Below are 22,582 nucleotides of genomic sequence, written 5' to 3'. Positions count from 1 at the left end.
TTCACCGGCCCTGTCGCTTCAGCAGGGCGTCCAGCCGCGGGTACACCGCGCGGGCGTTGTGCTCCTGGACCGCCGCGAGGTCGTCCGGGGGGAGTTTCGCCGCCTCGGCGTAGCGGCGCGTGTCGTCGAAGTGGTGGCCGGTGCACGGGTCGATGTCGCGGACGGCGCCGATCATCTCCGAGGCGAAGAGGATGTTGCGGGCCGGGATCACGTCGTACAGCAGGTCCGCGCCTGGCTGGTGGTACACGCAGGTGTCGAAGTAGACGTTGCCCAGGACGTGTTCCTCCAGCGGCGGCTTGCCGAGCGCCATGGCCAGGCCCCGGAACCGGCCCCAGTGGTACGGCACCGCGCCGCCGCCGTGCGGGATGACGAACCGCAGGGTCGGGAAGTCGGCGAACAGATCGCCCTGGACCAGCTGCATGAACGCCGTCGTGTCGGCGTTGAGATAGTGCGCGCCGGTGGTGTGGAAGGCCGGGTTGACGCTCGTACTGACGTGGATCATCGCCGGGACGTCGTACTCCACCATCTTCTCGTAGACGGGGTACCACGAGCGGTCGGTGAGCGGCGGCGCGGTCCAGTGGCCGCCCGAGGGGTCGGGGTTGAGGTTGACCGCGACGGCGCCGAACTCCTCGACGCAGCGCGTGAGTTCGGGGACGCAGGTGGCGGGGTCGACGCCGGGGGACTGCGGAAGCATCGCGGCGGGGGCGAAGCGCGTCGGGTACAACTCGCTCACGCGGTAGCAGAGTTCGTTGCAGATCGCCGCCCAGGCGGCGGACGTGCCGAAGTCGCCGACGTGATGGGCCATGAACGACGCGCGGGGCGAGAAGACCGTCAGGTCGATGCCGCGTTCGTCCATCAGCCGCAGCTGGTTCGGCTCGACGGTCTCGCGCAGTTCGTCGTCGCCGATGCGCAGATCCGCGCGGGCGGGGGCGACCGACGGGTCGGTGAGGGAGGCGATCTGCCGGTTCCGCCAGACCGCCAGGGCCGGCGGGGCGGTCGTGTAGTGACCGTGACAGTCAATGATCATTACGGCGTTCCTTCTCAGGCTGCGGGTTGCGGTGCAGCCTGGCTCCGCCCGCACCGGCGGGCGAGAGGTGCGAACACAGAACTAACCTCCCCTTAACACTCCGGCGGGCCCGCGGCCGGTGTGGTCTACATTCGGCTGCGGACCACGACCGAGGAGGAGGTGGGCGAGGTGCAGATACTGCTGGCCGAGGACGACGACGGCGTGGCCGCCGCGCTCGTCGAGGTCCTGTACGACCACGGTCACGTCACCAGACGGGTCCGGTACGGCAGGGACGTACTCACCTATCACCGCAGCTCGGACCTGCTCCTTCTCGATCTGGGCCTGCCCGACACCGACGGTCTGGACGTGCTGCGCGCCCTGCGGGCGGTGAGCGACATGTCGGTGGTGGTCCTGACCGCGCGCGGCGACGAGCGCTCGGTCGTGCGCGGACTGCGGCTCGGCGCCGACGACTACCTCGTCAAGCCGGTACGCCTCGCCGAGCTGCTCGCCCGGATCGACGCCGTCACCCGGCGGCGGGCGGCCAGAAGCGTCGCCGACTCCGTCGTACGGACGGTCCGCGCCGGTGACGTCGAGGTGGACCTCGACGCCCGCCGGGTCCGGGTCGGCGGGGCCGAGGTCGAGCTGACCGCGAAGGAGTTCGCCATCCTCGCCGTGCTGGCCGGACGCGCGGGCACGGCGGTCAGCCGGGAGCAGCTCCTGGACGAGGTGTGGGGCGACGCCTCCCACACCGTGTCCCGCTCCCTCGACGTCCACCTCACCCAGATGCGCGCCAAGCTGCGCCGCCCCGAGCTGCTCACCACGATCCGGGGCTTCGGCTACCGCTTCGGGGACGACGGAAGCTGAGAGGCGAGGCGTGCGCACCCGGGTCCAGGCCGCTCTGCTGCTGTTCGTCGTGATCGCGGTGGCCGCGTTCGCCGTACCGCTGCTGCTGTTCACCGCGTCCGACCGCACCCAGCAGCTGGTCCTCGCCCGCAGCGCCGACCTCGACCGCTTCGCCTCCCTCATGGACCAGGCGGCGGCGACCGGCGACACCTCGGCCGTCGCCGCCGAGGCGCGGCGCTACACCCAGCTGTACGGCGAACCCCTCGTCGTCATCGACACCCACCGCAGCCCGGTCGTCCAGACCGGCGGCATGCGCGCCGCCGACCCGGCCGTTGCCCGGCTGCTCGACGCGGCGCTGCGCAACCAGGCCGAGCGCCCCGGGGGCGCGCTGCGTCCCTGGTCACGGGGGTCCCGGATGTTCGCCGAACCGGCCGGCACGGGCACCCGGGTCTCCGGAGCGGTCGTCCTGCGGGCCTCGGTGGACATCGCGGCCGACGACATCACCCGCCGCTGGGCCCTCGTCCTCGCCGGTACGGCCCTGGTCGCCGTCGCCTGTACGGTCCTGGCCCGGGCGGCGACCGGCTGGGTGGTCAGCCCACTGCGCCGCCTCGACCGGGCGGTCGGGCAGCTCGCGGCCGGTCTCCCGCCGGAACAGACCCGGGCCGGCGGCCCGCCAGAACTCCGCCAGCTCGCGACCGGCTTCAACCGCATGGCCCGTACGGTCACGGCGGCCCTGGAGCAGCAGCGCAGGCTCGTCGCCGACACGTCCCACCAGATGCGCAACCCGATGGCGGCGCTACGGCTGCGGGTCGACGCCCTGCACACCCACCTCCCCGCGTCCGCCGACCGCACGTACAGGGGGGTCACCACCGAACTCGACCGCCTGGAGACCCTCCTCGACGACATGCTCGCCCTCGCCACCGCCGAACACCGGGCCGGCGAACTCACGGTGACCGACGACTCGGACGCCCACTGCGACGCGGCGACGGTGGCGGCCGACCAGCACCGCCTGTGGGAGCCGGTGGCGCAACAGGCCGGAGCCCGCCTGCTCCTGCGAACCGCGCCGCCCCCGGTCCCGGCCGCCTGCACCGACCGCGAACTCGCCCAGATCACGGACATCCTGTTGGACAACGCCATCAAGTACGCGGGCCCGGGCGCCGAGATCACCCTGACCTGCACGGCGGAAGGCCCCTTCACGGTCCTCACGGTCACGGACGACGGCCCCGGCCTCGGCACGGAGGAACTCGCCCTGGCGACCACGAGATTCTGGCGCTCGGGCCGCCAACACCACGACGGCACGGCCGGTACGGGGCTGGGGCTGGCCATCGCCGAACAACTGCTGGCGGGGCGGGGTGGCCGACTGGAGCTGGCGGCGGCGGGGGCGCGGGGGCTGCGGGCGAGGGTGGTTGTGCCGCGCGGGGTGGACTCCGGCGGTGGCGGTGGCGGTGCCTGCGACGGGGGTGCGTGGTGAAGGGGCACGTCGGGGGTCGTGGGCCGGCGGTGGGGCGGGTCGCCGCTGGGGTCTGCGCCGGTTCCGGCACAGGCCCCGGCTTCGATCTCGCCATCGGCTTCGGCTTCGGCTCCGGTCCCGGCGGGACCGCCGTCCCGGGGAGCCCGCACGGTGGTGCCCGATGACCCGTCCCACTCCCCGTCCTCACCCGCACCCAGTCTCCCGCCGTACCGCCCTCCACGCCGCCCTCGGCTCGGCGGCCGTCGCCGTGCTCGGCGGTGTGCTCATGGGCGACACCTCGCGCCAGCGCCCCGGACCGAGTGGTGTCCTGCGCTTCGCCACCGGTGAACCCACCGCGTTCTACGAGGCGTTCGGCCGTCTCCTCGCGGCGGAACTCGAAGCCGCGCATCCCCGCCTGCACTGCCGGGTCCGCACCACCGCGGGCAGTGTCGCCAACATCGAGCTGCTGCGCGACCGTCGCGCCGATCTCGCCCTCGTCCTCACCGACACCGCGCGGGCGGCCCAGGGCACCACCCTCTTCCCGCGCCCGGTGCCGCTGCGGGCGATCGGCCGGGTGTACGAGACCTACCTCCAGTTCGTCGTCCGCGCCGACTCGCCCGTACGCGCGGTGTCCGACCTGGCCGGGCACACCGTCTCGCTCGGCGCCGTCGGCTCGGGCGCCGCCGAACTCGGCGAACGGATCCTGCACGCCGCGGGCCTTTCCCCCGGCACCGACGTCCCCGTACGCCACCTGCCGCTGGCCGACGCGGCCGACGCGATGCGGGCGGGTTCCGTCGACGCCCTGCTGGTCGCGGGCGGTGTGCCGCTGCCCGCGCTCGCCGGCCTCGACGCCGGTCCGGGCCTGCGGTTCCTGCCGCTGGCCGGTCTGCTGCCCCGGCTCGGCGGTCCGGACGGCCTGGCCGGTTCCGGACTGGAGGAGGTGTCCCTGCCGCCGGGCGCGTACCGGACGGCGGGCGGGGTCGCCACCATCGGTGTGTCCAACCTCCTGGTGTGCCGCCCCGACCTGCCCCGTGGCGTCGCCGACGCGCTGACCCGCCTGCTGGTCCTGCGCGCCACCGCCCTCGTCCCCGACAACGCGGTCGGCACCCAGTTCCTCGACGTCGGCAGCCTGATCGGCACGGGCGGCATCGCCCTGCACCCCGGTGCGGTCGCGGCGTACCGCGCACTGCACGGCTGAACCGGCCCCGGCGACGCCCACCGGCCGGCGACTCCGCCTGCGGTCCCGCCCCTACTGCGCATGCAGTAGGGGCGTACCGGCGGGCGCACGAAGACTGGCGAGGGCCGCGAGGACAGCCTGTAAGGGTTCCCGAGTTCGGATGTGGAGAACCTTCCTGTGGCTGTCTTTCTTGATCGACTGGGCCGACTGGCCTTCCGGCGCCGCTGGCGCGTCCTGCTGATGTGGGTGGTGGCGCTCGTCGCCGCCGGAACGGCGTCGGCGCTGGCGCCCGCCGTCCCGGACGGCTCCTACTCGATGCCGGGTACGGAGTCGCAGCGCGCGTTCGACCTCATCGAGCAGCGTTTCCCCGGCGTGAACGTCGGCGGCAGCGCCGAGGGCGCGAGCGCGAAGATCGTGTTCGTCGCGCCGGACGGACAGAAGGTGACCGACCGGCGCAACCGGTCCGTCGTCGACGAGGTCGTGGGCCGGGTCGGCAAGGTCGACCAGGTCGTCGCGGCTGCCGATCCGTTCGAGGCGGACTCGGTCAGCGAGGACGGCTCGACGGCGTACGCGTCGGTGACGTTCGAGGTGAAGGCCAAGGACGTCAGCGACGCCGCGAAGCAGGACCTGGAGCAGGCCGTCGAGGCGGGCCGGGACGCGGGGCTGACGGTCGAGGTCGGCGGTTCCGTCCTGGCGACCCAGCCCTCGGGCGGCGCGACCGAACTGGTCGGCGTGGTCGTGGCGGCCGTCGTCCTGCTCGTCACCTTCGGGTCACTGGCCGCCGCCGGACTGCCGCTGCTGACCGCGCTGATCGGCGTCGGCATCGGCACCGCGACCATCCTCGCCCTGAGCAGCGCGCTCGGTCTGTCCAGCGCCACCAGCACACTCGCGCTGATGCTCGGCCTCGCGGTCGGCATCGACTACGCGATGTTCATCGTCTCCCGCTACCGCGAGGAACGCGCCCGTGGCCGCGCCCCGGAGGACGCGGCGGGCGTGGCCGTGGGCACGGCCGGGTCGTCGGTGGTGTTCGCGGGCCTGACCGTGGTGATCGGCCTGGCCGGGCTGTCGGTCGTGGGCATCCCGACGCTGACCCAGATGGGCCTGGCGGCGGCCGGCACCGTGGCCCTGTCGGTACTGGTCGCGGTCACCCTGATCCCGGCCATGCTCGGGATCTTCCCCCGGGCGGTCCTGGCCCGCTCGGTACGCCGGGCCGGTTCGCACCCCAGTGATGATGACGGGGCCAAGCCGAACACGGGCAGCCGGTGGGCCCGTCTGGTCGTCCGCCGACCGCTGCCCGTACTGCTCGCCGCCGTGGCGGCCCTGGGAGTCATCGCCCTCCCCGCGGCGCGGCTGCACCTGGGCACGGCCGGGGACGAGTCCAAGCCGACCTCGACGACCGAGCGCCGCGCGTACGACGATCTGGCCAAGGGCTTCGGCCCCGGCTTCAACGGTCCGCTGACCATCGTCGTGGACGCCGCCACGGCCGAGGACCCCAAGGCCGCCGTGACCGCGACCGCCAAGGAGATCGCCGGGACGGCGGGGATCGTGTCCGTCTCGACGCCGAGCTTCAACAAGGCGGGGGACACCGCGATCTTCTCCGCCACCCCGGCCACCGCCCCCACCGACGAGCGGACCGTCGAACTGATCCACACCCTGCGCGACGACCGCCCGGCGATCGAGAAGGCCACCGGCGCGACGTTCATGGTCAGCGGGAGTACGGCGGGCAATATCGACAGCGACCAGAAGGTGCAGGGCGCCCTGGTGCCGTACCTCGGGCTCGTGGTGGGACTGGCGTTCTTGCTGCTCCTGATCGTGTTCCGCTCGGTGCTCGTTCCGCTGAAGGCGGCCCTGGGCTTCCTGCTGTCGGTGCTCGCGGCCCTGGGCGCGGTCGTCGCCGTCTTCCAGTGGGGCTGGCTGGCCGGACTGCTGGGCGTGGACCAGACCGGCCCGATCATGAACACCATGCCGATCGTCATGGTCGGCATCGTCTTCGGCCTGGCCATGGACTACGAGGTCTTCCTCGTCACCCGGATCCGGGAGGCCCACCTCCAGGGCGAACGCCCCGGCCAGGCGATCGTCTCCGGCTTCCGGCACAGCGCCCGCGTGGTGGTCGCCGCCGCCGTGATCATGATCTCGGTGTTCTCCGGGTTCATCGGGGTCGGCGAGACACTCATCAAGATGATCGGCTTCGGCATGGCCATCGCCGTGCTGTTCGACGCGTTCGTCGTACGGATGACGATCGTCCCGGCGGTCCTCGCGCTCCTGGGGGAACGGGCCTGGACGATGCCCCGCTGGCTGGATCGTCTGGTGCCCCAGGTGGACGTGGAGGGCCACGCTCTGACCCGGGCCGAGGCGGAGCACCCCGAAAGCGGCCCGGGGAACCGCGCGACCGGCTCCCACCGGCCCGCGGCCGACGAACCACAGATCAGTCAGAGCGTTTAGCGCTCCGAACGACAGTCGGCCACCATGGTCACCACACCCGATAGAAAGCACCACGACGCACGATGACCGCCTCCTGGCAGCGCCACCCCCGCACGGTCGACACAGCGATCGCCCTGCTGCTGTTCGCCGTCGCCTTCCCCGGCAGCATGTACGGCGGCTCCGACCCGACCGCCCCCACGCACTGGTGGCCGTGCGTCCTGCTGGCGGGCCTGTCCTGCGCCGCGCTGCCGTGGCGCAGGACGCGGCCCCTCCCGGTCACCGCCGTGGCGATCGGGTGCGCCACGGGCATGGCCCTGGCCGGCTATGTGATGACCGCCCTGCTGCTGGCGCCCCTCATGGTCGCCCTGTACTCGCTGGCGGCGCACGCCGAACGGGTCACGACCCGCAACGTCACCCTCGCCGCACTGGTCCTCGTCGCCGGCTCCGCCCTGATCGCGGAGCCGGCGGCGGACTCCCTGGCCCTCAACGTGATCGGCCCCGTGGCCTGGCTGCTGCTGCCTGCCGCCCTGGGCACCACGGCCCGTTTCCGCGGGGCCTACCTGGAGTCGGTGCACGCCCGCGCCGAATTCGCCGAACGGACCCGGGAGGAGGAGGCCAGGCATCGCGTCGGCGAGGAACGCATGCGTATCGCCCGCGAACTCCACGACGTCACCGCACACCACCTCGCCCTGGCCAACGCCCAGGCGACCACCGCCGCCCTCCTCATCCGCAGTCACCCTGCCCAGGCCGAGAAAATGGTCAACGCCCTCGGCGACACCACCGCGGCGGCCCTGCGCGAGATGAAGGCCACCGTCGGACTCCTGCGCCGCAGCGACGCCGCCGAGGACTCCCTGCAGCCCGCGCCGGGCCTCGCCCAGCTCCCCGCCCTGGTCGCCACGCACACGGCCGCCGGACTCACCGTCACCCTCACCACCCACGGCCGGCCGCAGCCGCTCTCGCCCGGAGCCGACCTCACGGCGTTCCGTATCGTGCAGGAGGCACTGTCCAACGTCGCCAAGCACGCGCACACCAGCACGGCGGAAGTGGACCTCACCTACACCCACGACCGGCTGTCCATCACCGTCACCGACCAGGGCCCCGGTTCCACCGCCGCCACTGCCACCGTCACTGGCACTGCCACTGCCCCCGACGGCGGCACCAGCGGCTACGGCCTCATCGGCATGCGCGAACGCGCGCTCTCCATCGGCGGACATCTCCGCGCCGGACACCGCCCCACCGGCGGCTTCGAAGTCAGCACCGAACTGCCCCTCCACCCCTACGCGCCCGCCGAGGACAGCACCCCATGACCATCCGCGTCCTGCTCGCCGACGACCAGGCCCTGCTGCGTGAGACCTTCCGGATCCTCGTCGACTCCCGCCCCGACATGGAGGTGGTCGGCGAGGCGGCCGACGGCGACGAGGCGGTGGCACTCACCCGCGCCCAGCACCCCGACATCGTCGTCATGGACATCCGTATGCCCGGCACGGACGGCATCGCCGCCACGTCGACGATCTGCGCCGACCCGACCCTCTCCGGCACCCGCGTCCTCATCCTCACCACCTTCGAGACCGAGGAACACGTCGCCAGGGCCCTGCACGCCGGAGCCAGCGGCTTCCTGGGCAAGGACGTCGGCGCCGAGGGCCTGGTCGCGGGCATCCGCACGATCGCCGCGGGCGACGCCCTGCTCTCCCCGCAGGCCACCCGCAACCTCATCACCCGCTTCCTCACCGCACCCCAGCCCGGCACCCACCCGGCGGCCCAGAAGAACCTGGCCGACCTCACCGACCGCGAACGCGAGGTCATGGCGCTGGCCGCCGACGGACTCACCAACGCGGACATCGCCGCGCGGCTCTACCTCAGCCCCCTCACCGTACGCACGCACATCCACCACGCCATGGCCAAGCTCCACGCCCGCGACCGTGCCCAACTCGTCGTCATCGCCTACCAGACCGGCCTGGTCCAGCCGAACCCGCCGAGGCCCTGACCCACGCGGTGGGGGCCGCCCGGCCACAGCCGGACGGCCCCCACCCGATCAGGCGTCCCTCACCTCCGGTAGGCGCTCAGCGGGACCCGGGCGAGGATGCCGTCCAGCTCCCCGTTCCGGCCGTCGGACCAGGCGACGTACGCATAACGCCTGTCGAGCGTGATGGTCGACCAGCGGTCCCCGGGCGGCCCGTGGTAACCGGCGGGCTCGGTGGTCCGGTTGACCTGGAGGGTGCGGCCGAACGTACGGCCGTGGTCGAAGGAGACGACGGAGAAGGCGTCGAGCGTGGTGGTGCGCCACATGACGCCCAGCTGCCCGCCCGGCCCGAAGTCCATCCACGGCCGTTGCGCGTTCGGGGCCGCGATCACCGCCGGGCCGGTCCAGGAGCGGCCGGCGTCGTCGGTGACGTACACCTCGAGGTCGGAGTCCCGGGGCACCATGACCGCGAAGCGGCCCTTGCGCGTCGGGTCCGCCGACACCCAGGGCACCGCGTCGGCGGCTGCGCCCAGCGCGGGGACGGGTACGAGAGCGCCGGTGCCGGCGGGTACCGGGGTGCCGGCGCTGTCGGTGACCGGGAGGTTCCGCCAGGTCGTTCCGTCGTCACGGGTGACGTGCAAGGACACCGTGCCGTCCTGGCTCGCGGACGCCAGGATCCCGTCGTGCACGGCGAATTCACGCCCGGGGTATCCACAGGCCGGCGGAACGTCGGGCGAGACCACGATGCACGGCATGGGACCGGGGATCACGGCCGGATCCGACCAGCTCTCGCCGCTGTCGTCGCTGACGGAGACCGCGCTGGGGTACTCCCATTCGGCTCCGGCGACCGCGTAGACCTTGCCGGTGGCGGAGTCCACCCGGAGTTTGGGCACACCGCCGAGCATCAGGGGCGTCTTCACCGGACCGATCCAGGTACGCCCGCCGTCGACCGACCGGGAGACGACGTTGTGATTGGTGTAGGTGGTCCAACGGTCGGGACCGATCTGGTTGTTGGAGATGTAGAAGACGCCCTTGGCGTCGACGGTCACGATCGGCTCGCCGCACTGCGGACGGTCGCCCAGCGGCCAGGTCGACCGCTGCCAGGTCTCTCCCCGGTCCTGGGAGAAGGCGACGAAGCACTCGCCGACAGGCTCCAGCGCCGGACGGTTCGGGAAGATCGTCGCCGTGTAGACCAGGTTCTTCGGATTCCGGGGGTTGACGGCGATGACCGGCTGCCCCTCCCGGGTGTCGGGCAGACCGGTGACGTCCAGTTCAAGGATCTTTTCGCCCCCGGGGCCTCCGTGCTGCGCGGCGGCGGCGGGGCGTGTCCCGGCGAAGGCGGAGGGGACACCGGCCAGCAGGAGCAGCACGGACAGCAGCGCGGTCCATCTCACCCTGTTCACCCTGTTCAACCTGCTCGTTCTGGGCAGTGCGGGGAGTGTCATCGTGGTGGGCCTCTCTCTGATCTCCGTGCGTGGATACGGGACTTGGAGGTTGGCGCTCCGCGAGACGCGAGGCGTCTGCGGCCCTCTGACAGTGCCAGCGGGCTCCCGCCGACGGCCTCATACGGACGCAGGTCGCGGACTACTGCGATTGCAGTGCCCAAAGGCGTCATGCCGTGTCACAGGAGCGAGGGCCATCTCGTCTCGGGAGTGAAGGCACCGAGTTACGCCTACGAACACCGACGAACGTGGAGGAGCCCACGATGGACGCGCGACTGAACTACTTCGCCAGCCCGGCCGCAGGCAAAGCCCTCAAGTACTTCATGTCGGCCGGCCGGGAGCTGAAGGAATCGCCGCTGCCGCCCACGACACAGGAACTGGTGGCGCTGCGCGTGAGCCAGATCAACGGCTGCGCGGCCTGCATCGACATGCACACCAAGGAGGCCGCGGCGGCAGGCGAGACCTCGGTACGGCTGAACCTGATCGCGGCCTGGCGGGAGGCGACGGTCTTCACCGAGCCCGAGCGCGCCGCACTCGCGCTGGCGGAGCAGGGGACCAGGGTCGCGGACGCGGCCACCGGTGTCAGCGACGAGGTGTGGGCATACGCCGCCCTGCACTACGACGAGGAGCAACTCGCGTCCCTCGTACTGCTGGTCTCGTTCATGAACTCGGTGAACCGGCTGAACATCATCACCCGGCAGCCGGCCGGCGACTACAAGGCCGGCCAGTTCCACTGAACCGACGGCGGCGGGCAGCCCGCACACCGGAAGATCACCAGAAGGCGCCTCGCCGGCACCGGTCCGGTCAGGCCAGGCATCCACACCGAGACGGGGAGTCGGCATGGGCAAGGTCGAGGAGTTCGAGGAGCTGCGTCCGCTGCTGTTCTCGATCGCGTACCGGATCCTGGGCAGCGTGGGCGAGGCGGAGGACGCGGTGCAGGAGACCTGGCTCCGGTACGACGCCTCGGCCACCCGGCCGGTGTCGGTGAAGGCGTTCCTCTCGGCCACGGTGACCCGGCTCGCGATCGACGTGCTGCGGTCCGCCCGGGTGCGGCGGGAGGAGTACGCCGGACCGTGGCTGCCCGAGCCGCTGCTGGACGATCCGTACGAGGACCCGGCCCGCGCGGCCGAGTTGGCCGACTCGGTGTCGATGGCGGCGCTGCTCCTCCTGGAGCGGCTCAGCCCGTTGGAGCGGTCGGTGTTCGTGCTGCGGGAGGTCTTCGCCTTCGGCTTCGACGAGATCGCCACAGCGGTGGGACGCTCGGAGGCGGCCTGCCGACAGCTGCTCGTACGGGCGCGTCGCCACATGAACGAGGGGCGCCCCCGGTTCGAGGCGGACCGCCAGGAGCGGCAGGAGCTGGCGAGGCGGTTCTTCGAGGCGCTGTCGCGAGGAGACCTGGACGGACTGCGGAGTCTGCTGTCGGCGGATGTCCAGCTCGTCGGAGACGGCGGCGGCAAGGCCCCGCAGCTGGCCAGGGCCGTCGCCGGCGCGGAGAACGTGGCCCGGCTGCTGGCCACCGTCTACCCGCTGATGGCACGGGCCGACATCACCTTCGAACGGCACGAGGTCAACGGCCAACCGGGCGCACTCTTCCGCGACCGCGAGGGCAAGGTCCTCCACATCCTCGCCCTCGATGTGCTCGAAGGTCGGATCCAGACCATCCGCTCGGTCATCAACCCCGACAAGCTCGGCCACCTCGGCCCGGTCGCCGACGCGTGGGCGGTGGACCGGGAGGTGAGGCAGACCCGCAAGGGGACACGGTGACCTTTCGGGCCGGATCTTGAGCGTCCCCGTCGGTCGGTTTAGCGTGGTGAGCATTCCAATTGCAGTGAACGCTCTAGCAGTGAACCGATGCGGGACAGCGAGGTGGCCTGGTGGGTGATATCAGGGACAGGGGCAGGGCATCAGCGTCTGGGGCCACCTGCCGGTCGGCCGGACCATCATCGACAAGTTTGACCAGTTCCGCCTCGGCGCCCGATCCCTGGTCCGCCCCGAAGCCACGGTGTGAGCCCTGAGCGGCACGGGGCTCGCCGACGGCTGACGGCCTCCCCGCCCCCGCCGACCGGGACGGTCTCCGCACCACCGGACCGGGCCGCGCCCCTGCGTCCTCGTGCTCAGCTACGCTGTATACAGCGAAGCATGCAGCGGGGTGACGAGGAGTTCCATGGCTCGGGCAACCGGTAAGAGCGAAGTGGTCTACGAGCGGCTGAAGGGCGACATCGAGTCGCTGCGGCTGCGGCCGGGGGCCAAGCTCGGCGAGGTCCAGTTGGGCGAGGAGCTGGGCGCTTCCCGGACGCCTGTGCGAGAGGCGATCCGGCGGCTCGCGGCGGAGGGGCTGGTCGACCTGGTGCCCGGTGAGGTGGCCAGGGTGGCCCCGATCTCCCTGGGTGGCGTCCGCGCGCTCTTCGAGTTCCGGATGCTGCTGGAGCCACGGGCTGCCGCCTCGGTCGCGACGGCGGGGGCGGGCGACGCGCGGGTGCTGGTGCCGTTCCGTGGGCTGCTGGAGCGGCTGGAGGAGTTCGACGAGTCCTTCCGCGCGCTGGACGTCGCCGCGCAGTCCCGGTCGTACCACGAGTTCTACGAGGTCACGGAGGGCTTCGACCAGGCGATCGTCGCCGTGTGCCCCAATCCGTACCTCGCCCGCACCATCCGCGACCTGCGCAGCCAGACCGTACGGCTGCGTCACCTCTCGCACAGCGGGCCGCGCCGCATGCTGACCTCGCTGGAGGAGCACCGCGCGATGCTGAAGGCGATCGCGCAGGGGGACGCCCAGGCGGCGGAAGCGGCCTGCCGGCACCATCTCGCGCAGACCCTCCAGGCCCTTATCGACAGCCTGACCAGCCAGGACCTGACGCTCGGAGCGAGCGTGCAGGTGGACATCGTGGGCTGAGCCCCGGCTCTCGCGGACGTCGCGGGGAGGGTGCTCGGCGGGCTCTCTTGACTGTGGCTTCTTCAGGTCTCTTCATGTATACAGGGATGAATACAGGCATGAATATAGACCTGAATAACATGACTTGCTCAACATGTGGGGACCGCCTTATGCCGCACACCGTCGGCGCCGCCGACCTGCTGGGGTTCGCTGCCGCAGTCACCGAAGCCCACGGCGTTCCGCCCGCCGACGCCCGGCTGCTCGCGGACACACTGGTGACCGCGGAGTTGTGGGGGCATCCGTCGCACGGGATGCTGCGGCTGCCGTGGTACCTCAACCGGGTCGAGAGCGGCGCGACCGCCGCGGTCGCTGCCCCCGAGGTGGTGAGCGACAACGGCGCCGTGCTGGTCGTGGACGGACACGACGGTCTCGGCCAGGTGCTCGCCGATCGCGCGGTGACGTGGGGTGTGGAGCGGGCGAGGGCGCACGGCATCAGTGCTGTCGCGGTCCGCAACTCAGGTCACTTCGGGACGGCCGCGTACTTCACCCGCCGGGCCGCCGAGCAGGGCTGTGTGGCGCTGCTGGCCACCAACGCCAGTCCGGCGATGGCCCCTTGGGGTGGCCGGGAGAAGCGGATCGGCACCAACCCGTGGTCGATCGCAGCGCCCGGCGGCCGGTACAGCACGGTCGTGATGGACATCGCCAACACGGCCGTCGCGCGCGGCAAGATCTACCACGCCGAGGAGCGCGGCGAGCCGATCCCCGAGGGCTGGGCCGCCGACGCGGACGGAGTGCCGACGACAGATCCGCGGCGCGCGATCGAGGGCCTGATCCTGCCGATGGCCGGGCACAAGGGCTACGCCATGTCGTTCATGTTCGACGTGCTGGCGGGCGTGCTGACCGGCAGCGCCTTCGGCTCGGCGGTCGTCGGCCCCTACCGGCCCACCGGCCGCAGCGGCGTCGGCCACCTGCTGATCTGCGTCGACATCAAGTCGATGGCCGACCCGGCCGAGTTCGAGCAGCGGATGGAGACCCTGGTCGAGGAGACGAAGGCCACCCCAGCCGCCTCCGGCACCGCCGAGATCCTCGTCCCCGGCGAGCCGGAGATCCGCACGGCCGAGCGGCTGCGCACCGAGGGCATCACGGTCGTCGACGACACCTGGGCCTCCCTCGCGGCCATCGCCGCCGAAACCGCCGTTCCCCTTCCCGTTCCCGTTGCCGTTTCCCAGGAGATGCCCGCATGATCGCGCTGACCGTGTCCCTCCAGGTCGTCCCCGGCCTCCGTGCCGACTTCCTCAAGGCCATCGAGGAGAACGCCGAGCGCTCCTTCACCGACGAGCCCGGCTGCCGCTACTTCGACGTCGTCTGCGACCTGGACGACGACCACCACTTCGTCTTCCACGAGATCTACGACGACGAGGCCGCCGTCGACGCCCACCGCGCGGCGCCCCACTTCAAGGTCTGGCGCGAGGCGGCGGCCAAGTACGTCGTGCCCGGCAGCCAGGTCAACACGCTCTCCCGCCGCCTCTTCCACCACTCCTGAACGCCTCCGAGGAGCCGCACATGTGCCCCACGCCCGCCGAGCCGAACCTGCTCATCCACCCCGACAAGGTCGAACGCTTCGACCGTGGCGGCGGTGTCGCCACCATCCCGTACGTCGGCAAGTGGAACTCCGGGCAGGCCGTCATCACCACCGGCCAGACCGTCTTCCAGCCCGGTACCGGTCTGCCCCTGCACAGCCACAACGTCGAGGAGTCGGTCCTGATCCTGGAGGGCGAGGCGACAGCGGAGATCGACGGCGAGTTCTTCGACCTGGAGCCCGGCCAGGCCACCTGGGTCCCGGCCGGCGTCCCGCACCGCTTCTTCAACCGGGGCGAGGGCGTCATGCGGATCTACTGGGTCTACGGCGGCCGGGACGTCACCCGCACCATCACCGCCACCGGCGAGACCTTCGAACACCTCTCCGCGAGGGACAAGGGCGGGGCACCCACCTCATGACCGGCACCATTCAGACCCTCGACCCCGCCACCGGCCGGCCGACCCGGGCCAGGGCGTCGCCCTCGCCCGCCGTATCACCAGCGGCGCCGCCTTCGTCAGGTCCAGGGCGAGCATCAGGCCGAGTCGCAGGAAGTCGGGGGCGTCGACCAGGGACCTGGCCACGTTCGCCGCCATGGCCGTCACCCGCTCGGGGGACGTACCGGTCTCCTTCTCCGGCAGTACGACGGCCGCGAGCCAGGTCTCGAAGCTGCGCTCGACGACCACGGCGATCAGGTCGTCCTTGTCCTTGAAGTGCCAGTAGATCGAACTGGCGGGCAACCCGCAAAATCGCCGCAGTACCGATCGCAATTGGAGTGAATGCTGCAGCAACGGTCGACGGGAGGATGGCGCGGTGACGTGGTGACTGAGATCAGGGCCGCACCCGCCTGCCTGATGGAAATCGATGGTCCTGCCTGTGGACACCCCGGAGGCCGGCCTCACCACCTACCAGCGGTCCGCCCCCTCCACCGCACACGAGGTACAGCGCCGCCGCAGCCCTTCCCGATGGCTGCGGCCGGTGACCGTCACGGCAGCCTCCGCGCTCGCGTCTCACCCGTCCCCCCCCCCCGGGAAGAGTCACGCCCTCGCGGTCGGCCCGTACACGGTCCCCATCTGGCTGTTCGACGCCGCCTGTCCGTGGCTCTGCTTCCACGCGGTCAGCCACGGCGGAATCGGCGGCGCCCAATTGCTGCTGTACGTCCCGCAGGGCGCCTGAAGGGCATAGTCCCTGTTCAGGCGCCCACTTCCGGTGTCTAGAAGAAGCCCAGCTTCTTCGGCGAGTAGCTCACGAGCAAGTTTTTCGTCTGCTGATAGTGCTCCAGCATCATCTTGTGCGTCTCACGCCCGATCCCCGACTGCTTGTACCCACCGAACGCCGCATGCGCCGGATACGCGTGGTAGCAGTTCGTCCACACCCGGCCGGCCTGGATCGCGCGGCCCGCGCGGTACGCGGTGTTCATGTCCCGGGTCCACACGCCCGCCCCGAGGCCGTACAGCGTGTCGTTGGCGGTCTTGATCGCGTCGTCGAAGTCGCCGAACGACGTCACCGACACCACCGGCCCGAAGATCTCCTCCTGGAAGATCCGCATCCGGTTGTCGCCCTCGAAGATGGTCGGCTGGACGTAGTAACCGCCCTTCAACTCGCCGTCGTACTCGATGCGTTCACCGCCCGTGAGGATCTTGGCGCCCTCCTGCCGGCCGATGTCCAGATAGGAGAGGATCTTCTCCAACTGGTCGTTGGACGCCTGCGCGCCGATCATCGTGTCCGTGTCGAGCGGGTGCCCCGGCTTGATCAACTCGGTGCGGGCGACCGCCGCCTGGATGAAGTCGGCGTAGTTGCCGCGCTGGACCAGCGCCCGGGACGGGCAGGTGCACACCTCGCCCTGGTTGAGGGCGAACATGGTGAAGCCCTCCAGTGCCTTGTCGCGGAAGTCGTCGTCCGCCGCCCACACGTCGTCGAAGAAGATGTTCGGCGACTTGCCGCCCAGCTCCAGCGTGACCGGCTTGATGTTCTCCGAGGCGTACTGCATGATCAGCCGCCCCGTCGTCGTCTCACCGGTGAACGCCACCTTCGCCACCCGCGCACTCGACGCGAGCGGCTTGCCCGCCTCCACCCCGAAGCCGTTGATGATGTTCACGACACCGGCCGGCAGCAGGTCCGAGATCAGGCTCATCCAGTAGTGGATCGACGCCGGCGTCTGCTCGGCCGGCTTGATCACGACCGCGTTGCCCGCCGCCAGCGCGGGCGCCAGCTTCCACACCGCCATCAGGATCGGGAAGTTCCACGGGATGATCTGCGCGACCACCCCGAGCGGCTCGTGGAAGTGGTACGCCACCGTGTCGTCGTCGAGTTCGCCCAGCGAACCCTCCTGCGCCCGGATCGCCCCCGCGAAGTAGCGGAAGTGGTCGATCGCGAGCGGGATGTCGGCGGCGAGCGTCTCCCGTACCGGCTTGCCGTTCTCCCAGCTCTCGGCGACCGCCAGCGCTTCGAGGTTCGCCTCCATCCGGTCGGCGATCTTCAGCAGGATGTCGGACCGCTGCGTCACCGACATACGTCCCCACGCCGGCGCCGCCGCGTGCGCCGCGTCGAGGGCGCGCTCCACGTCCTCGGCGGTGCCCCGCGCGATCTCCGTGAACGGCTGCCCGTTCACCGGACTCGGGTTCTCGAAGTACTGCCCCCGGGCCGGCGGCACGTACTCGCCGCCGATGAAGTGGTCGTAGCGCGCCTGGTAGGAGACGATCGCGCCGTCGGTACCGGGCGCCGCGTAACGGGTCATGCTGGCCTGCCTCCCTGAGCAGAACCGCCCGCCGTTGGACGGCTCTCGCCGCGAGGCTAGAAGCGCCGAGGTTGCAGACAGGTTGCGCACGAACCCCGGCAGCGCCGTGCACGAGACCTCCCTGGTGGCGCCCTGCACGCGGCATCGCCTGTGGCGCCGCGCCCGCGACCTCCCCGGCTGTGCCGCGCACCCACGCCCGGGCTCGGGCACAGACGCCTCCTGCGTACGAGGGTGCCGCAGCGTGGGCCGACACTTGCCGCCCGCCTGCCCGCCCCGACGCACGTGCCACGGGACCCGCGCCCCGCGATCTACGGGTCCTCCTGCCCAGGTGGGCCCCGCCCCCGACCCCTCGGGCGCCCGCACCGTACCGCCCCGCACCGCCTCCTCAACGGCGCCCAACCGCCCGATCCCGCCGGGTACATGAGCGCCGACCGGCCGCGTCAGTGCCAGGATGCCTGCTGCTGCGCCACCCAACCCCGTGGCGCCGCCTGCTCCGACTCCAACTCCCTCAATCGCGCCCGCACAGCCGCCGTCGGTCGTACGGCCGTGAGCGCGCGCCACACGTCGAGGTCGTCCTCGCCCCACGGCGCGTGAGCCCAGTCGGCCAGCAGGTCCGGGTCCCGGCGGGCCACGAGCGCGCCGCGCAGACCGTCGGCCAGCCTGCGCCGCAGCCGAGCGACAGCCGGCGCCCGCGAACCGGGCAGCAGCGGACCGGCGTACGCCCGCATCGCCGTCGTCACCGCACCGCTCTCCAGGGCACGCTCCACGATCGCGAGGTCCGACTCGACCGGCACCGTCAGCCGGTACGGGCGCGACGCCAGCAGCCCGGGGGCCAGCAGGCGGCGCAGCCGGGCCAGTTCGGCGCGCAGCGTCACCGGTGTCACCGACTCGTCCTCGTACAGCGCGCACAGCAACTCGTCCCCGGTCAGCCCCTCCGGATGGCGGGCCAGCAGCACGAGCAGCTCGCTGTGCCGCCGACTGAGCCGCAACTTCCGCCCGGCGACGAGCACCTGGGCCTCGTCACGGCCCAGCGCGGTCAGTTCGACCACGTCCGCGGCGGGGTGGGCCGGCATCAGCAGCGCCAGCTGGGACTCAGCGGCCCGCGCGACCGCCTGCACGAACCCGAGGCTGTGCGGATGCGCGAGCCCGTCCCGCCCGGTGATGTCCACGGCACCGAGCACCCGTCCCGTACGTGGATCGTGCACCGGAGCCGCCGCGCACGTCCACGGCTGCACCCGCCGGCTGAAGTGCTCGGCCGCGAACACCTGCACCGGCCGGTCCACGGCGACCGCCGTCCCCGGCGCGTTCGTACCGACCGCCGACTCCGCCCAGCGCGCACCCGGCACGAAGTTGATCCGCCCCGCCTGCAGCCGGGTCGCCGGATGACCCTCGACCCACAGCAGCCTGCCCTGCGCGTCGCACACCGCGAGCAGATGCTCGCCGTCGGCGGCGAAGGTGCCCATGAGTTCACGGATCAGGGGCATCACCCGGGCGAGCGGATGCTCCGCGCGGTAGACGCCGAGGTCACCGTCCAGCAGTTCCACGCTTGCCGTGCCGTCCGGCCCGACGCCCGCCCGCGCGGACCGCCGCCAGGAGTCCGCCACCACGGAACGCACCGGCCGGGTCACCGTCCCCGCCTCGGTGAACGTCTCGTGCGCCCGACGCAGTACCCGTACCCGCTCGACGGGGTCGGCCCCCGGCTCCAGTGCCACCCATGGATCGGTCAACTCGGCCTCCCCGGCAGGCGATGCGGCTGGTGACATCGTCACTCCGGGGATGGGCGCGGACAACCGTTTCGACGGAGTCGACCGAACGACGGCACCACTGTTTCGCTCAGGCTGCGTTGACGAGACGTATGTAGCGGGACCAGTCCCAGTTCGGTCCGGGATCGGTGTGATCGGTGCCGGGCACCTCGTAGTGCCCGATGATGTGCGCGCGGTCCTTCGGTATGCCGTGGCGCGTGCAGATGGTCGAGGCGAGCTGTGCGGACCTCTCGTACATGACGTCGGTGAAGTAGCCGGGCCGGTCCACCCACCCTTCGTGTTCGATGCCGATACTGCGCAGGTTGTGGTCCCAGTCGCCCGCGTGCCAGGCGATGTCGTGCTCTCGTACGCACTGCGCCACGTGTCCGTCGCCGGACCGCACGACGTAGTGGGCGGACACCTTCTTTCTCGGGTGCTGGAAGACGGCCAGGGCGTTGGAGTAGGACGTCTGGGTGACGTGGATGACGACGAGGTCGAGGGGCCGGTCCTCGGTGCGTTCGCCCGCCGTGTAGTTGGCGGGGCTCGCCGGTTCCCAGGTGCCGAGCGGGTAGTCGGGGGCGGGGGGCTGGGCGCCGACCCGGGGAGCGGGCAGCAGGGCGTAGGGTCCGGCGGCGAGCGCGGCGTTCTTCAGCAGCCGCCGTCTGCTGGGGGACGACCTGGTCCGCTCCGTCCGTTCCATCCGTGAAGGGCCTTTCGCGAGGGGCGGCGAGTGACAAGGGGTGGGGGAGTACTGGTTGAGGGACGCACCGGTGTGCCAGGAGGTTGCGGACGTTCGGGAGATTCCCGGCTCAGAGCCGGAGTGCCGCGACCGTCTCGCGCAACCGTGCGTGCAGCCCACGATGCGTCTCGCGGTCGGGCAGCCACTCCTTCCGGATCTTCGCCACGCACGTGTAGTTGGTGTCGCAGACGTTCGCCAGCGGCGACTCGACGGCCTGCGTCGCGAACTGGTACGCGTCCAGCTCACTGAACCCGTAGTCCCGCACCAACCACCGCACCAGGTCGAGCTGGGATATCCGGAACGCGTCCTCCAGCGGCCGTGCCGAACCGGTCGAGATGATGTGTGTGTCGGACTCGATGCGCGGCCAGGGGGTGGCGACTCCCTTGAGCAGTTCGACGATCACCACGGTGTTCATCGCACACTCGACCGCGACCCCGCAGGTCTCGCCCTCGCCCTGCCGGGCGTGCCCGTCACCGAGGCTGAGCAGTGCGCCCTCGACGTTCACCCCGAGATAGCAGGTGACACCGGCCCGCATCTCCGGCGTGTCCATGTTCCCGCCGTGCGCGTCGGGCACGAGCGCGGACCGCACCTCCAGGTTGGCGGGCGCCACACCCACCGTGCCGTGCATCGGGTCCATGGGCAGCTCGATCTCCATGTCGCTGTCCCGCGCGCGGAACAGGGCCGTGCGCCGCGTCCGGTCGAGCTGCCAGATCCAGACCGTCTCCGGCAACGGCGGCTGCAAGGTGGCCGTGGTGTGCGTGGAGGTGAGCGCCCCGAACAGCGGGACCGTCGTCGACGCCGCCCAGTCCCGGGCCGGCTCGATGGACACGAAGTGCACGGCGACCGTGTCGCCAGGCTCCGCGCCCTCCACATGGAAGGGACCCGTCTGCGGATTCAGGAACGGGAACTCGCACACCTCGGACACGAGATCCTTCTCGGACCGCACGCGCCCGGCGAAACAGTCCTCCGTATAGAGGTCGAGGACCGTACCCGGCGCGATCCGCGCGACGGGCGGCGCTCCGCCGAACGTCCAGGCGTACTCGCCCGGTTCGGGACGCACGGTCAGGATCCTGGGGTCGCTCATCGTTGCCAACTCCGTTCTGCGGAAGGCCGGTGGGAGGCCGGTGGGAAGGGGGTCGCACCGACCGTCACGACTGCGGCCGGGGGCTCACGTGGATCACGCTACGGCGATCTGCGGCCGGGCAGGAAGAGCCCATGATTTTCGGTGGACAACCGCATGATTGTGGATAACCCGACCACCCGAACGGGTGAAGGCGGCGGGTTGCACGGCCGATCGCAGCAGGTCGGGAGGCGGAGGCCGCTCAGTCCCTGCCCGCCACCACCTCGTGCGGCGAGGCCGCTCAGCCTCGGCCCGCCACCGCCCCCGGATCGTCCAGCACCGCCCGCACCACCGAGTGCGCGGCGCCCAGCAGCGGACCCTCCGGCCCCAGCCGCGACACCGACACCGTGCAGGCGGGTCCCGCCGTACGCCGGTCCAGTTCCGCTTCCAGCGACGGCAGCAGCCACGGCGCGAGCCCGGACAGCGCACCGCCCAGCACGACCGTCTCGGGGTCCAGCAGATTGACCGCCCCGGTCAGCGCGATCCCGAGCGCCGTACCGGCCCCGTCCAGCGCCCGCCGTACGTCCGGGTCGCCCTGGGCGGCACGCTCCGCGAGCAGCCCGACGCGGTCCTCGCCCGGCTCGACGCCCGCCGCCCGCAGCAGCGCCTCCTCACCCGCGTACTGCTCCAGGCACCCACGACCGCCGCACACGCACTGCGGACCCTCCGGCCACACCGGCACATGCCCCAACTCGCCCGCGAAACCCCGTGTTCCACGCAGCAGCCGCCCGTCCACGACCACCGCCGCGCCGATGCCGATCTCGGCCGACACGTGCAGGAAGTCGGGCGGAGTGCCCTCGCCGAGCCAGAGTTCCGCCAGCGCGCCCAGGTTGGCCTCGTTGTCCACGGTCAGCGGGAACCCGGCGGGCAGCAGGGCGCCGAGATCCGTGTCGTGCCAGTCGAGGTTGGGGGCGCGGACGACCGTACGCCCGTCGCGGGCCACGAGACCCGGCACGGCGACCGCGAGACCGGCCGGCCACAGGCCTTCGTGTTCCGCGTCGGCGATCACCTTCCGTACCAGACCGGTCAGTTCCTCGATCACCGGTTCGGGGGAGCGCCCGCGATTGGCGCCGTGGCGCACGGCGCGCGCCCGCACCTCGCCCCGTAGGTCGACCGCGCAGACCGCGAGATGGTCTACGCCGACCTCCGCGCCGATCCCGGCCGGCCCACGTCCGCTCACGGCGAGCGCAGACCCGGGGCGCCCCACTCGGCCGGGCCGCTCGGGGCCCAGCTCTTCGAGGAGCCCCGAGCGGATCAGCTCGTCCACGAGGGTCGACACCGCCGCCCGGGTCAGCCCGATGCGTGAGGCGACCGCGGCGCGGGAGAGCGGTCCCTCGGCGCTGACGGTGTGCATCACGCGCGCGAGGTTGCGGCGGCGCATGCCCTGCTGGGTGTCCGCCAGCTGAGCGCCGGCGCCGGGCGGTCGGGCCTCGTGCAGCGGTGCGGTCATGCCTCCCTCAGCCCTCAGTGGGTGTCGGCCTCCGTGGACTTGCGCTCACG

20 protein-coding genes and 2 pseudogenes are annotated in these 22,582 nt (G+C 71.8%); 14 read left to right on the top strand and 8 right to left on the bottom strand.

The features are described from left to right. Nucleotide 1 precedes the first annotated feature (1 nt). Nucleotides 2-1,027, bottom strand: coding sequence for an amidohydrolase family protein (locus CW359_RS10215; protein ID WP_105969495.1), 1,026 nt, complete (start codon nt 1,025-1,027; stop codon nt 2-4). Nucleotides 1,028-1,195: 168 nt separating this feature from the next. Between CW359_RS10215 and CW359_RS10210 the strand changes: the two genes are divergently transcribed. The 6 genes from CW359_RS10210 to CW359_RS10185 all read left to right on the top strand — a co-directional run bounded on the left by CW359_RS10210 (nt 1,196) and on the right by CW359_RS10185 (nt 8,881). Further along, nucleotides 1,196-1,870 (top strand): response regulator transcription factor, encoded by a 675-nt coding sequence (locus CW359_RS10210; RefSeq protein ID WP_105969607.1) that lies wholly within the window; start codon nt 1,196-1,198, stop codon nt 1,868-1,870. Between the two features lie 10 nt (nt 1,871-1,880). Continuing rightward, nucleotides 1,881-3,320: a sensor histidine kinase gene (locus CW359_RS10205; protein WP_105969494.1), complete on the top strand. Its 1,440-nt coding sequence runs from the start codon at nt 1,881-1,883 to the stop codon at nt 3,318-3,320. A gap of 160 nt (nt 3,321-3,480) precedes the next feature. Continuing rightward, the gene (locus tag CW359_RS10200; protein WP_105969493.1) at nt 3,481-4,497 is read left to right on the top strand and encodes a TAXI family TRAP transporter solute-binding subunit; all 1,017 of its coding nucleotides are present in this window, start codon (nt 3,481-3,483) and stop codon (nt 4,495-4,497) included. A 156-nt stretch (nt 4,498-4,653) separates the two neighbouring features. Continuing rightward, nucleotides 4,654-6,918 carry an MMPL family transporter gene (locus CW359_RS10195; RefSeq protein ID WP_232838337.1) on the top strand — a complete coding sequence of 755 codons (2,265 nt, stop codon included), beginning with the start codon at nt 4,654-4,656 and terminating at the stop codon, nt 6,916-6,918. Between the two features lie 62 nt (nt 6,919-6,980). Continuing rightward, nucleotides 6,981-8,204: a sensor histidine kinase gene (locus CW359_RS10190; RefSeq protein ID WP_105969492.1), complete on the top strand. Its 1,224-nt coding sequence runs from the start codon at nt 6,981-6,983 to the stop codon at nt 8,202-8,204. Then, entirely contained in the window at nt 8,201-8,881 is a 681-nt protein-coding gene (locus CW359_RS10185; RefSeq protein ID WP_105969491.1) for a response regulator transcription factor, read from the top strand. Before CW359_RS10190 ends, CW359_RS10185 begins: the two co-directional genes overlap by 4 nt. A gap of 59 nt (nt 8,882-8,940) precedes the next feature. Here the strand turns inward: CW359_RS10185 and CW359_RS10180 are convergent, their stop codons facing one another. After that, a complete protein-coding gene (locus CW359_RS10180) occupies nt 8,941-10,260 on the bottom strand; it encodes a sialidase family protein (protein ID WP_232838336.1) in 1,320 nt (439 codons plus the stop codon). A gap of 302 nt (nt 10,261-10,562) precedes the next feature. On the opposite strand from CW359_RS10180, the gene CW359_RS10175 reads away from it, so the two are divergent. The 7 genes and pseudogenes from CW359_RS10175 (at nt 10,563) to CW359_RS10145 (ending at nt 15,166) form a co-directional block, all read left to right on the top strand. Then, a complete protein-coding gene (locus CW359_RS10175; protein ID WP_105969490.1) occupies nt 10,563-11,036 on the top strand; it encodes a carboxymuconolactone decarboxylase family protein in 474 nt (157 codons plus the stop codon). A 103-nt stretch (nt 11,037-11,139) separates the two neighbouring features. Further along, complete coding sequence (locus CW359_RS10170) at nt 11,140-12,063, top strand: RNA polymerase sigma-70 factor (protein WP_105969489.1); 924 nt, start codon at nt 11,140-11,142, stop codon at nt 12,061-12,063. Nucleotides 12,064-12,196: 133 nt separating this feature from the next. Continuing rightward, nucleotides 12,197-12,307 (top strand): annotated as a pseudogene (locus CW359_RS46370) (VOC family protein); the annotation flags it as partial. Between the two features lie 156 nt (nt 12,308-12,463). Continuing rightward, nucleotides 12,464-13,189: a GntR family transcriptional regulator gene (locus tag CW359_RS10160; protein WP_105969488.1), complete on the top strand. Its 726-nt coding sequence runs from the start codon at nt 12,464-12,466 to the stop codon at nt 13,187-13,189. A gap of 149 nt (nt 13,190-13,338) precedes the next feature. After that, complete coding sequence (locus CW359_RS10155; RefSeq protein WP_105969487.1) at nt 13,339-14,412, top strand: Ldh family oxidoreductase; 1,074 nt, start codon at nt 13,339-13,341, stop codon at nt 14,410-14,412. Continuing rightward, the gene (locus CW359_RS10150; protein ID WP_105969486.1) at nt 14,409-14,711 is read left to right on the top strand and encodes a putative quinol monooxygenase; all 303 of its coding nucleotides are present in this window, start codon (nt 14,409-14,411) and stop codon (nt 14,709-14,711) included. The genes CW359_RS10155 and CW359_RS10150 overlap by 4 nt, the downstream gene beginning before the upstream one ends. Nucleotides 14,712-14,731: 20 nt before the next feature. After that, nucleotides 14,732-15,166: a cupin domain-containing protein gene (locus tag CW359_RS10145; RefSeq protein WP_105969485.1), complete on the top strand. Its 435-nt coding sequence runs from the start codon at nt 14,732-14,734 to the stop codon at nt 15,164-15,166. Between the two features lie 81 nt (nt 15,167-15,247). Here the strand turns inward: CW359_RS10145 and CW359_RS10140 are convergent. After that, nucleotides 15,248-15,490: pseudogene (locus tag CW359_RS10140) on the bottom strand (TetR/AcrR family transcriptional regulator); the annotation flags it as partial. A 118-nt stretch (nt 15,491-15,608) separates the two neighbouring features. On the opposite strand from CW359_RS10140, the gene CW359_RS10135 reads away from it, so the two are divergent. Next, entirely contained in the window at nt 15,609-15,920 is a 312-nt protein-coding gene (locus CW359_RS10135; protein ID WP_105969484.1) for a hypothetical protein, read from the top strand. A 37-nt stretch (nt 15,921-15,957) separates the two neighbouring features. Here CW359_RS10135 and exaC read toward each other — a convergent pair whose 3' ends face one another. From exaC to CW359_RS10110, 5 genes are all read right to left on the bottom strand, one after another. Beyond that, entirely contained in the window at nt 15,958-17,481 is a 1,524-nt protein-coding gene (gene exaC, locus CW359_RS10130; protein ID WP_105969483.1) for an acetaldehyde dehydrogenase ExaC, read from the bottom strand. 440 nt (nt 17,482-17,921) lie between these two features. Beyond that, nucleotides 17,922-19,244, bottom strand: a complete 1,323-nt coding sequence (locus CW359_RS10125) for a GAF domain-containing protein (RefSeq protein WP_105969482.1) — start codon at nt 19,242-19,244, stop codon at nt 17,922-17,924. A 70-nt stretch (nt 19,245-19,314) separates the two neighbouring features. Beyond that, nucleotides 19,315-19,923 carry an N-acetylmuramoyl-L-alanine amidase gene (locus tag CW359_RS10120; protein ID WP_105969481.1) on the bottom strand — a complete coding sequence of 203 codons (609 nt, stop codon included), beginning with the start codon at nt 19,921-19,923 and terminating at the stop codon, nt 19,315-19,317. 109 nt (nt 19,924-20,032) lie between these two features. Beyond that, nucleotides 20,033-21,046 (bottom strand): acetamidase/formamidase family protein, encoded by a 1,014-nt coding sequence (locus CW359_RS10115; RefSeq protein ID WP_105969480.1) that lies wholly within the window; start codon nt 21,044-21,046, stop codon nt 20,033-20,035. Nucleotides 21,047-21,323: 277 nt separating this feature from the next. Continuing rightward, a complete protein-coding gene (locus CW359_RS10110) occupies nt 21,324-22,532 on the bottom strand; it encodes an ROK family transcriptional regulator (RefSeq protein ID WP_105969479.1) in 1,209 nt (402 codons plus the stop codon). Nucleotides 22,533-22,582: the final 50 nt, after the last annotated feature.

The organism is Streptomyces geranii, assembly GCF_002954775.1.
Taxonomy (GTDB): Bacteria; Actinomycetota; Actinomycetes; order Streptomycetales; family Streptomycetaceae; genus Streptomyces; species Streptomyces geranii.
The sequence above is the reverse complement of the archived record's forward strand: the minus strand, read 5'-3'. Positions and strand labels throughout refer to the sequence as shown.